The sequence below is a fragment of the Arthrobacter sp. Y3225116 genome, from assembly GCF_059091245.1.
Genome location: NZ_JBNHGL010000075.1, coordinates 1 through 12,232 on the forward strand (window position 1 = coordinate 1; position 12,232 = coordinate 12,232).

At 65.8% G+C, this 12,232-nt stretch carries 18 protein-coding genes; 1 reads left to right on the forward strand and 17 read right to left on the reverse strand.

Annotated features, from left to right (window positions below; translation table 11 throughout):
* A partial coding sequence (locus AC5RV2_RS09130; RefSeq protein ID WP_494092076.1) for a P1 family peptidase occupies nt 1-614 on the reverse strand: 614 nt, incomplete at its 3' end.
* Between the two features lie 352 nt (nt 615-966).
* Between AC5RV2_RS09130 and AC5RV2_RS09135 the strand changes: the two genes are divergently transcribed.
* Nucleotides 967-2,451, forward strand: a complete 1,485-nt coding sequence (locus AC5RV2_RS09135) for an HNH endonuclease (RefSeq protein WP_494092077.1) — start codon at nt 967-969, stop codon at nt 2,449-2,451.
* A 71-nt stretch (nt 2,452-2,522) separates the two neighbouring features.
* On the opposite strand, the gene AC5RV2_RS09140 is transcribed toward AC5RV2_RS09135, so the two are convergent.
* The 16 genes from AC5RV2_RS09140 to rplP form a co-directional block, all read right to left on the reverse strand.
* Entirely contained in the window at nt 2,523-3,368 is an 846-nt protein-coding gene (locus tag AC5RV2_RS09140; RefSeq protein ID WP_494092078.1) for a metal-dependent hydrolase, read from the reverse strand.
* Nucleotides 3,369-3,598: 230 nt separating this feature from the next.
* On the reverse strand, nt 3,599-4,426 hold the full coding sequence (gene map, locus AC5RV2_RS09145; protein ID WP_494000473.1) for a type I methionyl aminopeptidase: 828 nt from the start codon (nt 4,424-4,426) through the stop codon (nt 3,599-3,601).
* Nucleotides 4,427-4,456: 30 nt separating this feature from the next.
* On the reverse strand, nt 4,457-5,032 hold the full coding sequence (locus AC5RV2_RS09150) for an adenylate kinase (protein ID WP_494092079.1): 576 nt from the start codon (nt 5,030-5,032) through the stop codon (nt 4,457-4,459).
* Complete coding sequence (gene secY / locus AC5RV2_RS09155; RefSeq protein ID WP_494092080.1) at nt 5,029-6,342, reverse strand: preprotein translocase subunit SecY; 1,314 nt, start codon at nt 6,340-6,342, stop codon at nt 5,029-5,031. Before secY ends, AC5RV2_RS09150 begins: the two co-directional genes overlap by 4 nt.
* Before the next feature lie 196 nt (nt 6,343-6,538).
* The gene (rplO, locus tag AC5RV2_RS09160) at nt 6,539-6,994 is read right to left on the reverse strand and encodes a 50S ribosomal protein L15 (protein ID WP_494092081.1); all 456 of its coding nucleotides are present in this window, start codon (nt 6,992-6,994) and stop codon (nt 6,539-6,541) included.
* Between the two features lie 2 nt (nt 6,995-6,996).
* A complete protein-coding gene (gene rpmD, locus AC5RV2_RS09165; RefSeq protein ID WP_127511076.1) occupies nt 6,997-7,209 on the reverse strand; it encodes a 50S ribosomal protein L30 in 213 nt (70 codons plus the stop codon).
* Complete coding sequence (gene rpsE, locus AC5RV2_RS09170; protein ID WP_493989347.1) at nt 7,209-7,925, reverse strand: 30S ribosomal protein S5; 717 nt, start codon at nt 7,923-7,925, stop codon at nt 7,209-7,211. The genes rpmD and rpsE overlap by 1 nt, the downstream gene beginning before the upstream one ends.
* The gene (gene rplR / locus AC5RV2_RS09175) at nt 7,922-8,305 is read right to left on the reverse strand and encodes a 50S ribosomal protein L18 (RefSeq protein WP_127511074.1); all 384 of its coding nucleotides are present in this window, start codon (nt 8,303-8,305) and stop codon (nt 7,922-7,924) included. Before rplR ends, rpsE begins: the two co-directional genes overlap by 4 nt.
* A gap of 3 nt (nt 8,306-8,308) precedes the next feature.
* A complete protein-coding gene (rplF, locus tag AC5RV2_RS09180) occupies nt 8,309-8,845 on the reverse strand; it encodes a 50S ribosomal protein L6 (protein WP_494067517.1) in 537 nt (178 codons plus the stop codon).
* Nucleotides 8,846-8,863: 18 nt separating this feature from the next.
* Nucleotides 8,864-9,262 (reverse strand): 30S ribosomal protein S8, encoded by a 399-nt coding sequence (gene rpsH, locus AC5RV2_RS09185; protein WP_136784914.1) that lies wholly within the window; start codon nt 9,260-9,262, stop codon nt 8,864-8,866.
* Nucleotides 9,263-9,344: 82 nt separating this feature from the next.
* Nucleotides 9,345-9,914: a 50S ribosomal protein L5 gene (gene rplE, locus AC5RV2_RS09190; protein ID WP_493989348.1), complete on the reverse strand. Its 570-nt coding sequence runs from the start codon at nt 9,912-9,914 to the stop codon at nt 9,345-9,347.
* On the reverse strand, nt 9,914-10,279 hold the full coding sequence (rplX, locus tag AC5RV2_RS09195) for a 50S ribosomal protein L24 (RefSeq protein ID WP_493979212.1): 366 nt from the start codon (nt 10,277-10,279) through the stop codon (nt 9,914-9,916). The genes rplE and rplX overlap by 1 nt, the downstream gene beginning before the upstream one ends.
* Before the next feature lie 3 nt (nt 10,280-10,282).
* Complete coding sequence (rplN, locus tag AC5RV2_RS09200) at nt 10,283-10,651, reverse strand: 50S ribosomal protein L14 (RefSeq protein WP_127511069.1); 369 nt, start codon at nt 10,649-10,651, stop codon at nt 10,283-10,285.
* Between the two features lie 380 nt (nt 10,652-11,031).
* On the reverse strand, nt 11,032-11,331 hold the full coding sequence (gene rpsQ, locus AC5RV2_RS09205; protein WP_493979213.1) for a 30S ribosomal protein S17: 300 nt from the start codon (nt 11,329-11,331) through the stop codon (nt 11,032-11,034).
* On the reverse strand, nt 11,328-11,672 hold the full coding sequence (gene rpmC, locus AC5RV2_RS09210; RefSeq protein WP_493979214.1) for a 50S ribosomal protein L29: 345 nt from the start codon (nt 11,670-11,672) through the stop codon (nt 11,328-11,330). The genes rpsQ and rpmC overlap by 4 nt, the downstream gene beginning before the upstream one ends.
* 2 nt (nt 11,673-11,674) lie before the next feature.
* Nucleotides 11,675-12,091 carry a 50S ribosomal protein L16 gene (gene rplP, locus AC5RV2_RS09215; protein ID WP_493979215.1) on the reverse strand — a complete coding sequence of 139 codons (417 nt, stop codon included), beginning with the start codon at nt 12,089-12,091 and terminating at the stop codon, nt 11,675-11,677.
* Nucleotides 12,092-12,232: the final 141 nt, after the last annotated feature.

The window sequence follows — 12,232 nt, forward strand, 5'->3', positions numbered from 1 at the left end:
CCACACTCTTTCCCCACACGCCGCTCTCCCGAGCGGGGCGCGCCGGCGGCATTGGCCACCGCGAGCGCGCCGACCACGATGCCCTCGTTAGCGCCGCCCATGCGCAGGGAGGCGGTCCCCACTCCCCCCTTGTACTGCTGGAAGCCCATGGCCGCGCCGGTGCCGGCGCCCACGTTGCCCCGCTGCACCACACCAAAGTCCTCCATCGCGCCGGCGGAGGCAGCGGCGTCGTACCCCATCTGCTCATCCGGCCGCGCCTTGATGTCCCCGCCCCGGCCAAGATCATAGATGGCTGCCGCCGGAACGATCGGCACCACTGCATTCTGGGTGCGGAAACCGAGCCCCTGCTCCTCCAGCCAGCGCTGCGCCCCGTGCGCGGCCACCAGCCCGAAGGCGCTGCCCCCGGCGAGCACCACGGCATCCGCGGTGGGCACCAGCGTGGTGGGATCGAGCGCATCGGTCTCATGCGTGGCCGGCCCGCCCCCGCGAACGTCCACGGCGCCAACCGTCCCGGCCGGCGGCAGCACCACCGTGACGCCGGTGAGCCAGCCGTCGCCGATCTTCTGGACCTGACCCACGCGGATGCCGGGCACATCGGTAATGGAAGAAGCCATGGCCTCATCCTCGCCCGGAGGATGAGGATGAGCAAGGACGAGGTGCATCGGTTAAGCACGCTCGGCACGTCTCCCCTACCCACCGGTCCACTACGGGTTCCGAAACTGTCGTACCCGGCTAATAGCCTGTTCTTAGTAGTTCAGCAGCATCGTTGGCCATCGGGGGGGGTCCCGGCGGCGTCTGTGGACCTTGTTCCACGACCTCTCGTAGTCGTTGCCGTGCCGCGGGCACGCCGAAGATTGAGACGCCGATATGTTTGATCCGGCAGGACCCGAGCCACCAAAAGCAGTCACGGCACCCGATGCAGCCGAGGCAGCGCAGGGAACGCGGCCTGCACTCACCGCAGACGGTGTGCCGGTTCGCACGCCCGGGATCGACGCCTTCGCCGGCGCCCTGGCCCGGGTCGACCTGCTCGGTTCCGAACAGGACCTGGTGGACCGGATCACCGCGCTGGAAAACGCCAAGGACGCGGCCGCCGCCGCCCAGGCCAGGCTGCAGGTAGCCCTGGATGAGGCCACGCGGGCCCGGCGCGCCGCCGCCGGGGTCCCGAAGAACCGGCAGGGCCAGGGCATCGCGAAGCAGATCGGGCTGGCGCGGCGGGAATCCCCGCACCGCGCCGCGCTCATGCTCGGCGTCGCGAAGATCCTGGTCGCCGAAATGCCGCACACCCTCAACGCCCTGGCCACCGGGCACCTGAACGAGTGGCGCGCAGCGACCCTGGTCCGCGAAACCGCGTGCCTGACCAAGGAAGACCGGGCCGCGGCGGACCAGGAACTGGCCGGCAACCCGGCCCGCCTGCACGGGCTGGGCAACCGGCGACTCGAAGCCGAAGCCAAACGGATCGCCTACCGTCTGGACCCCCGCGCCGTGGTGAACCGCGCCGCGAAAGCCGAAGCCGACCGGCACGTCTCCGCCCGCCCCCAACCCGACACCATGGTGGCCGTCCGGACACTGCTGCCCGTCGTCCAGGGCGTGGCCCTGATGGCCGCGCTGCACCGCGAAGCCGACCGGTTGCGCAACAACGGCGACGCCAGGACTCGCGGCCAGGCCATGGCCGACACCATGTTCGAACGCGTCACCGGTGCCTCCACCGCCGACCCGGACCGCACCGAAATACAGCTCGTCATGACGGACCGCGCCCTGCTCCAAGGCGACAGCGAACCGGCCTGGCTCACTGGCTACGGCGTCGTCCCGGCTCAATACGCCCGGGACCTCATCCGCATCCCGCAAAACCCGCCCACAACCGGCAACGCCAGGGCCGGCATCGGCCACGCAGCGGGCTTGGCCGGCAAGAGGACACCCGACCAAAGAGCGCCGGCAGGAACGCTGACCGACCAGGAGCCGCCGGGCGAAGCGCCCCGGCAGAATGCGCCGCCGGCGGGCACCGAACATGGTTGGAAGACCGCCCGGGAGAACACCCGGCGCGCCAAAGAGCTGAAACCCGGCGGCGTGGCGGACGTCTGGATCCGCCGCCTCTACACCGCACCGGGCACCGGACAACTGCTCGGCATGGACTCGAAAGCACGCAGGTTCCCGGCCGGACTACGCCGGATGGTCATCGCCCGCGACCAGGTCTGCTCCGGCCCCTGGTGCGACGCCCCAATCCGGCACATCGACCACATCGTCGCCTGGTCCGACGGCGGGAAAACCACCATCACCAACGGACAGGGCCTGTGCGAACGCTGTAACCAGGACAAAGAAGCCGAAAGCTGGTCCAACCGGACAATCGGCGGGCCCCCGCACCAAGTCGAAACCACGACCCCCACCGGGCACACCTACACCAACACCGCGCCGCCACCGCCGGGCACCCCTCCGCCGGGAATGAAAGCGGCCTAGCGGCCGGCCCGTTGGCGCTCGTGGCCGCTCGGTGCAGCCCTCAGACTCATCCCAAGTCCGGCGTCTAGCAGCTAGCCGGCACCGATGGCCACCAGGCTCTGCTGCCCGACGTCGAGGCACGCCCCGAGGAGCAGGACCACCACATAAGCGCTGACCGGGACCAGCAGCGCCCATTCGCGTGCCGAACCGGCATTGCCCAGCAGCGGCAGGGCGAAGTAGCCGTTCCGCCGCCAGATGACGCTGAGCAGCGGGATCCGGCGCCACACCTTCGGGGGCTTGATCCGCAGCGGCCACAGCAGGTTCACTCCCCCGGTAGTCAGCATGTCGCCTAGCAGATGCATGACGACGCCGATGCCCATGGCCAGCGGAAACCAGTTGTGCTGCTCCGGGGCGTACAGGGCGATGAATACCGCCACCGACAAACCGACGACCCACGGAATTTTCTGGAGCCCGTCGGGCAGGAACTTCAGGGCCTTGGCGGCAAAGGCCACCAGCAACACGCACAGGAGACCGGCGCCCGGGTAGACCGTGCCGAACCGCTCGGTCTCGGCCGTCCAGAGCCCGGCGACCCACGCGATCGCCACGAACGCCGCCAAGCCGATCAGCGAATGGGTGCCCCTGCGGTGCCCGCCGGCCACAGCGCCGATGCCCGCGCAGACCGCGTTGGAGAGCGGCGGCAGCGAGCGGGCGATGGTGGCGTGGCGGTGGTCGGCATCCGGAACGAGTGCCGCGCCGGCGGTCACCATGGCACCGGTGATCAGGCCGAGCGGCCCCACGTCCAGTAGCCCCCAGCCGAGGGTGAGGCTCTGCGCGCCCCAGCCCATCGGCGTCGTCAGGGCATCCAGCGGCACGTGGACCTGGCTGGTGACCGCGATCCAGGCGGCGGCGCCGGAGAGGGCGTGGTGGGCTCCCATCATGATGGGCAAGGTCCTTTCGGGAGGGCGCCGTCCGCGCGCAGACAGTGGGCTGGCCGCGGCGGGGCCGGGTCGGAGTGCGGGCGCCGGTGCGCAGCCAGCCGACTGGCCGCGGCGGGCGGGCTCGAATGTGCGGGCTGCGGATTAACCTCGAAAGGCCGGGCCGGCTGGACGAAGGATCCAGCGGGTCCGGCCTTTCGATGACGTCAGGCCTAGGGAGCGGCAGCGGGCGGTTAGTCCAGCGGCACCGGGGTAACCCCCAGCGGAGCCAGCCTCGCCGCTCCCCCGTCTTCGGCCGTCAAAACCCAGATGCCGCCGTCGTGCACTGCCACGGTGTGCTCCCACTGGCAGGACCGGGAGCCGTCCGTAGTCACCACGGTCCAGTCGTCGTCCAGCACCTTGGTCTCGATGTCCCCGCGCACCAGCATTGGTTCGATCGCCAGGCAGAGCCCGGGACGTATCTTGGGGCCGCGGTGGTTCGTCCGGTAGTTCAGCACGTCCGGGGCCTGATGCATGGCGGTGCCGATGCCGTGGCCCACGTAGTCCTCCAGGATGCCCAACGGCTTGCCCGGCACGGACGAAACGTAATCGTCGATGGCGTTGCCGATGTCGCCCACGCGGTGGCCGGTGGCGAGGGCGGCAATGCCGTGCCACATGGCCTCCTCCGTGACGTCGGACAGCCGCTGGTCTTCCGGATCGGCGGTGCCCACGATCACCCCGCGTGCGGAGTCACCGTGCCAGCCGTCGATGCTGCAGCCCCCGTCGATCGAGATGATGTCCCCGTCGCCGAGCACCTTGCCGCCCGGGATTCCGTGGACCACTTCCTCGTTCACGGACACGCAGACCGTTGCGGGGAAGCCGTGGTAGCCCTTGAAGTTGCTCTTGGCCCCGGCCTCGTCCAGCACCGCTTCGAATGCCGCGTCCACATCCGCCGTCGTCGCGCCGGGGACGGCGGCGGCGACCGCAGCATCCAGGGCGCGGCTGACCACCAGGCCGGCGGTCCGCATTTTCCGGATCTGGTCCTTGGTCTTGTATTCGATGCTGGGCTGGCCGAAGGCCATGGGCTGCCTCTTCTAACTCTCTGGCGGGTGTCAGGCCGTGACGGACTTGAGCGCGGACATGATGCGCTCGGTGACCTCGTCGATGTCGCCGATGCCGTCAACGGTCGCGACGATCCCGCGGTCGGCGTAACGGCTCACCACGGCCTCCGTCTGCTCGTGGTACAGGGCCAGCCGGCGCCGGATCACCGTCTCGTTGTCATCGCTGCGGCCTTCCTGCGCGGCGCGGCCGAGCAGGCGCTTGACCAGCTCCTCGTCGTCGGCGGTCAGCTGCAGCACGATGTCCAGCTGCGAGCCGGCCTCGGCCAGGATGCTGTCCAACTCGTCGACCTGGCCGCTGGTGCGGGGGTAGCCGTCCAGCAGGAAGCCGTCGGCGGCGTCGGGCTGCTTCAACCGGTCGCGCACCATACTGTTGGTGACGCTGTCCGGCACGAACTCGCCCTTGTCGATGTACTTCTTGGCCTCGACGCCGAGCGGCGTCTCTTCCTTCACGTTGGCGCGGAAGATGTCTCCGGTGGAGATCGCGACGATGCCCAGCCGATCGGAGATGCGGGAGGCCTGAGTGCCTTTGCCCGATCCGGGCGGGCCGATAATGAGCATTTGTGTCATCGCAGAAGTCCTTCGTAGTGACGTTGCTGTAGTTGAGCGTTGATTTGTTTGACGGTCTCCAGGCCCACACCAACCATGATGAGGATGGAGACGCCGCCGAACGGGAAGTTCTGGTTGGCGTTGATCAGTACCAGGGCGATCAGCGGGATGAGCGAGACGATGCCCAGGTAGAGCGCGCCGGGCAGCGTGATCCTGGCCAGCACGTACTGCAGGTACTCCGCCGTGGGGCGGCCGGCCCGGATGCCCGGGATGAAACCGCCGTACTTCTTCATGTTCTCCGCGACTTCCTCGGGGTTGAACGTGATGGCCACGTAGAAGTAGGTGAAGAAGACGATCAGCGCGAAGTAGACCGCCATGTAGAACGGCGAGTCCCCGCTGACCAGGTAGGTGTTGATCCAGTTGACCCACTCCGGCGGCGCGGAGGTGCCGTCGGCCGGGGTGTTGAACTGGGCGATCAGCGACGGCAGGTACAGCATCGACGACGCGAAGATTACCGGGATGACACCGGCCATGTTCACCTTGATCGGGATGTACGTGCTGGTGCCGCCGACGGTGCGGCGTCCCACCATGCGCTTGGCGTACTGGACGGGGATGCGGCGCTGCGACTGTTCCACGAAGACCACCGCGGCGACGGTCAGCAGGCCGACGATCAGCACGCCCAGGAAAACGTTCACGCCCTGGGTGTTCCAGATCTCGCCCAGCGAGCTCGGGAAACCGGCGGCGATCGAGATGAAGATCAGCAGGGACATGCCGTTGCCGACGCCCTTCTCGGTGATCAGCTCGCCCATCCACATGATCAGGCCGGTGCCTGCGGTCAGGGTCAGGATGATCAGCGAAATCGTGACCAGGTTGTCCTCGGGGATGATCGGAACCGGGCAGTCCCCCAGGAGGGCGCCGGTCCGCGCCAGCGACACCAGTGTCGTGGCGTTGAGCAGGCCCAGCGCGATAGTCAGGTACCGGGTGTACTGCGTGAGCTTGGACTGGCCCTGCGGGCCTTCCTGGTGCAGCTCCTGGAACCGGGGGATGACGACGCGCAGCAACTGCACGATGATGCTGGCGGTGATGTACGGCATGATGCCGAGGGCGAAGATGGACACCTGCAGCAGCGCACCGCCGCTGAAGAGGTTGACGAACTGGTACAGCCCGCCGCTGGTGTTGCCCAGCGCCAGACACTGCTGCACGTTGCCGTAGTCCACACCGGGGGCGGGAATGAAGACGCCCATGCGGTAGACCGTCATGATGCCGAGCGTGAACAGCAACTTGCGCCGCAGGTCCGGCGTCCGGAATGCCCGGCCAATTGCGCTAAGCAAGCGTCCTCCCAAAAAGTTTCTGATGCCGCTGCGCGACAAGTCACAAGATCCGAGTCTATCGGCTCGACCCGTTCGCATTAAACGGGTTAAGAATACGTGGTGTGCCTTAAAGCGGCTGAACTCGTGGCGGCCGGCGTAAACCGGCCACCACGAGTTCAGTCAGAGGCTGCTAAAAGACCCCACCAGTCACGGGCTGCTAGAGCGCCGTCACGGTGCCGCCGGCGGCGGCGATCTTTTCAGCGGCACTGGCGGAGAAGGCGTCAACCTTCACATCGATCTTGACGGTGATGTCGCCGGTGCCCAGGACCTTCACGGGCTGGTTCTTGCGAACCGCACCCTTGGCCACCAGGGCGTCCACGGTCACTTCGCCGCCCTCGGGGAACAGCTCGTTGAGCTTGTCCAGGTTTACGACCTGGAATTCCACCTTGAACGGGTTCTTGAAGCCGCGCAGCTTCGGCAGGCGCATGTGCAGCGGCAGCTGGCCGCCGGCAAAGCCAGCCTTGACCTGGTAACGGGCCTTCGTACCCTTGGTACCGCGACCGGCGGTCTTGCCCTTGGAGCCTTCACCACGACCGACACGGGTCTTGGCGGTCTTGGCACCGGGGGCAGGACGCAGGTGGTGGACCTTCAGAGTTTTGTTCTCTTCTGCCATCTTTACTTCGCCTCCTCAACCTTCACCAGGTGAGAAACAGTGTTGACCATGCCGACGGTCACTGCATCGGCGCTGCGGACAACGGTGTGTCCGATGCGCTTCAGGCCCAGTGAACGCAGCGTGTCGCGCTGGTTCTGCTTGCCGCCAATGACGGACTTGATCTGCGTGATTTCCAACTGCGCATCCGACGGAGTCAGATTCTTGGGTGTGGTCATTACGCACCTGCCTTCTGCATGTTGCGCAGCAGGATAGCCGGAGCAACCTCGTCCAGGGGCAGGCCACGGCGGGCAGCCACGGAGCGGGGCTCCTCCAGGCGACGCAGCGCATCGACTGTAGCGTGCACAATGTTGATCGCGTTGGCCGAGCCGAGCGACTTGGAGAGCACGTCGTGGATACCGGCGCACTCGAGTACAGCGCGGACCGGACCACCGGCGATCACACCGGTACCGGCAGCAGCCGGACGCAGCATGACAACGCCTGCAGCGGCTTCGCCCTGCACCTGGTGCGGGACGGTGCCGGCGATGATCGGCACGCGGAAGAAGGACTTCTTGGCCTCTTCCACGCCCTTGGCGATCGCCGCCGGAACTTCCTTGGCCTTGCCGTAGCCCACGCCGACCATGCCGTTGCCGTCGCCGACAACTACCAGGGCCGTGAAGCTAAAGCGGCGGCCGCCCTTGACGACCTTGGACACGCGGTTGATGGTGACGACGCGCTCGAGGAACTTGTCCTTCTCGGCGTCGCGGGCGTTGTCGCGGCCACGGCCGCGGCCGCCACGGTCGTTGCCACCACGGTCGCTGCCACCGCGTTCGCCACGACGGCCGCCGCGGCGGTCCTCCTGGCCGGAAGCAGCGGTGGTTTCAGCGGATCCCGCGGCAGCGGTCTCAGTTGCTTCAGTCACCTGAGTTTCCTTTTCGTTGTTCTCAGCGGTCACAGTGCCAGCCCACCTTCACGTGCGCCGTCGGCAACCGCTGCGATACGGCCGTGGTACCGGTTGCCGCCGCGGTCAAAGACCACGGCCTCAACACCGGCAGCCTTGGCACGCTCGGCAACGAGCTCACCGACGCGCTTTGCCTTGGCGGACTTGTCGCCGTCGAGCGCCCGCAGGTCGGCTTCCATGGTGGAAGCCGAAGCCACGGTGATGCCCTTGCTGTCATCGACAACCTGGACAAAGATGTGGCGTGCGGAGCGGTTGACCACCAGGCGCGGACGGACCGCGGTACCGGTGATGCGCTTGCGGACGCGCAGGTGGCGGCGGCCGCGTGCTGCGGACTTGGACTTCGAGGTCCGCTTCTTATTAATGCTGATCGCCATGGTTTACTTACCAGCCTTTCCGACCTTGCGGCGGATTTGCTCGCCGGCGTAGCGAACGCCCTTGCCCTTGTAGGGGTCAGGCTTGCGCAGCTTGCGGATGTTGGCAGCAACTTCGCCGACCTGCTGCTTGTTGATACCGGAGACGGAGAGCTTGGTGGCGCCCTCCACGGCGAAGGTGATTCCCTCGGGTGCGTTGACGATCACCGGGTGGCTGAAGCCCAGGGCGAACTCGAGGTCCGAGCCCTTGGCCTGCACACGGTAACCGGTGCCGACGATCTCGAGGTCCTTCTTGTAGCCTTCGGTGACGCCGACGATCATGTTGTTGATCAGCGTGCGGGTCAGGCCGTGCAGGGACCGGGATTCGCGCTCGTCGTTCGGGCGGGAGACGGTGATGGTGTTCTCGTCCAGGGAAGCCGTGATGGGCGAAGCCAGAGTGTGGCTCAGCTCGCCCTTGGCGCCCTTGACGGAGACTACGTTGCCGTCGACCTTGACCTCAACGCCTGCGGGAACGGTGATGGGGAGACGTCCAATACGTGACATTTAATCTCTTCCTTTCCGTTACCAGACGTAAGCGAGGACTTCGCCGCCCACGCCCTTCTTGCCGGCCTGACGATCAGTCATCAGCCCGGAAGAGGTGGACAGGATTGCGATGCCCAGGCCACCGAGTACGTGCGGCAGGTTGGTGGACTTCGCGTAAACGCGCAGACCGGGCTTGGAGATGCGGCGGATGCCGGCGATGGAACGCTCGCGGTTCGGACCGAACTTGAGTTCCAGGGTCAGCTTCTTGCCAACCTCGGCCTCTTCTTCCTTCCAGCCGGCGATGTAGCCTTCGGCCTTCAGGATGTCGGCGACGCGAGCCTTGAGCTTGCTGTACGGCATCGACACTGAGTCGTGGTATGCCGAGTTGGCGTTGCGCAGACGCGTGAGCATGTCTGCGACAGGATCTGTCATAGTCATTGTGGGCTCTTGCCCTTCCTCGTAACGGTTTCCTCGCTCCGGTCAGCGCTGGGCGCCGGGGCGGGACCTTTCACGTAGCTAATTAATCTTCGGTCTTGAACGGGAAGCCCAGCGCCTTCAGCAGCGCGCGGCCCTCGTCATCGGTCTTTGCAGTGGTTACTACGGTGATATCCATACCGCGCACGCGGTCGATCTTGTCCTGATCGATCTCGTGGAACATGGACTGTTCGGTCAGACCGAAGGTGTAGTTGCCGTTGCCGTCGAACTGCTTGCCGTTGAGGCCGCGGAAGTCGCGGATACGGGGCAGGGCCAGGGTGACCAGGCGGTCCACGAATTCCCACATGCGGTCGCCGCGCAGCGTCGCGTGGGCGCCGATCGGCATGCCTTCGCGCAGCTTGAACTGGGCGATGGACTTGCGGGCCTTGGTGATCTGTGGCTTCTGACCGGTGATCTGGGTCAGGTCGCGCACGGCGCCGTCGATGAGCTTGGAGTCCTTGGCGGCATCTCCAACACCCATGTTGACTACGACCTTGACCAGGCGGGGAACCTGGTTCACGTTCTCGTACTTGAACTCGTCCCGCAGAGCCTGCTTGATCTCGCCGGCGTAGCGAGTCTTCAGGCGGGGGACGATCTTGGTGACAGTCTCAGTCATTAGAGGTCCTTCCCGGAGGCCTTGGACACGCGGATGCGCACAGTGCGCTCACGGCCATCACGCTCGACGGTTTCGGTGCGGTAGCCAACGCGGGTCGGCTTCTTGGTCTCGGGATCGACGATCGCCACGTTCGAGATGTGGATCGGGGCCTCAACGGTCTCGATGCCACCGGTCTTCGTGCCGCGTTCCGACTGCCCGGCCTTGGTGTGCTTGGTGACGCGGTTAACGCCTTCGACCAGCACCCGGTTGGACTCCGTGAACACCTTCAGGACCTTGCCCTGCTTGCCGCGGTCGCCGCCGCGCTCAGCCTTGGCACCGGTGATGACCTGAACCAGGTCACCCTTCTTGATCTTGTACTTAGCCATGGACTACAGCACCTCCGGAGCCAACGAGATGATCTTCATGAACTTCTTGTCGCGAAGCTCACGGCCGACCGGGCCGAAGATACGGGTACCGCGGGGGTCGCCGTCGTTCTTGAGGATCACGGCTGCGTTCTCATCGAACTTGATGTAGGAACCGTCCGCACGGCGGCGTTCCTTCTTGGTGCGAACGATGACAGCCTTGACGATGTCACCCTTCTTGACGTTGCCGCCGGGAATTGCATCCTTGACGGTGGCAACAATGGTGTCGCCAATGCCTGCGTAGCGACGGCCGGATCCACCGAGAACGCGGATGGTCAAGATTTCCTTGGCACCCGTGTTGTCGGCGACCTTCAGTCGCGACTCCTGCTGAATCACTTATTACTCCTGTCGTCGCGCCGGTTCTCATTGCTGAGCCTTGCGGAACGGATATGGGTAGCCCGCACCGTAACTCCCCCTGGCCGCACGCGTGTGCGGTCCGAAGGCGGTTGCGGGAATTTGCCTATTCTGTCCATGCGGAAGGATGGATGGTCTTTCCAAACGGCACAGGCAAGATTACTAGTTTATGACCAAGACACCCCGGACGTGAAATCACGGCCAGGGGCTTGTGCTTTTCAAAGGGTCCGCGGCCGAAACCACGGTCCCTTCCAAACCCTTCCGGGTGCTCCGGCGGACCGGGATCCATGGTGCCGGAAGGGAAACTTAAAGGGTGCGGGGCCCGCCCGCTCGGCAGGCGGGCCCCGCGCAGGACGTAAGTCCTACTTGGCCTTTTCGATGATCTCGACCAGGCGCCACCGCTTGGTGGCGGACAGCGGCCGGGTCTCGGCGATCAGAACCAGGTCGCCGATGCCGGCGGAGTTCTGCTCGTCGTGGGCCTTGCGCTTCTCGGTCCGGCGGATCACCTTGCCGTACAGCGCGTGCTTCACGCGGTCCTCAACCTCGACCACGATGGTCTTTTCCATCTTGTCCGAGACGACGTAGCCGCGGGCGGTCTTACGGTAACCGCGAGCCTGAGTGGCTTCTTCCACAGTTGCATCCTTGTTCGTGTTTTCGCTCACTTGGCCTCATCCTCCGAAGCGGGGGTTTCGGTCCCGGCGGTTTCGGCTTCGGCCTTGTCAGACTTCTTAGCCTTCTTGGCCTTCTTCTCCTCAACCGGAGCCTCCGCAGAAGCAACGACCTCGGGACGAATGCCCAGCTCGCGCTCACGCAGCACGGTGTAGATGCGCGCGATGTCCCGCTTGACGGCCTTCAGGCGGCCGTGGTTTTCCAGCTGACCGGTGGCGGACTGGAAACGGAGGTTGAACAGCTCCTCCTTGGCCTTGCGCAGCTCCTCTGCGAGACGGTCCTTATCGAAAGTCTCGAGCTGATCGGTTGCCAGTTCCTTTGAACCAACTGCCATTTCTATTCACCACCTTCGCGACGCACAATGCGTGCCTTCAACGGCAGCTTGTGGATCGCCAGGCGCAGGGCCTCGCGAGCTACCTCTTCATTGACACCGGACAGTTCGAACAGAACCCGTCCCGGCTTGACGTTTGCGACCCACCATTCCGGCGAACCCTTACCGGAACCCATGCGGGTTTCGGCCGGCTTCTTGGTCAGCGGGCGGTCCGGATAAATGTTGATCCAAACCTTGCCGCCACGCTTGATGTGGCGGGTCATCGCAATACGGGCCGCTTCGATCTGGCGGTTGGTGACGTATGCCGGCGTCAGAGCCTGGATACCCCACTCGCCGAAGCTGACCTCGGTGCCGCCGGAAGCAGCGCCGGAACGACCCGGGTGGTGCTGCTTACGGAACTTAACTCGACGTGGGATAAGCATTTAAGCTTCTCCTCCTTCTGCCGCCGGCGCTGCTGCCTCAGCGGCAGGTGCCTCGGCCTTGGCTGCGCCCTCGCCTGCGGCGGGAGCGGCAGCACGGTCATTACGACGACGGCGCTCGCCACCGGCAGCGGGGCGGCCCGG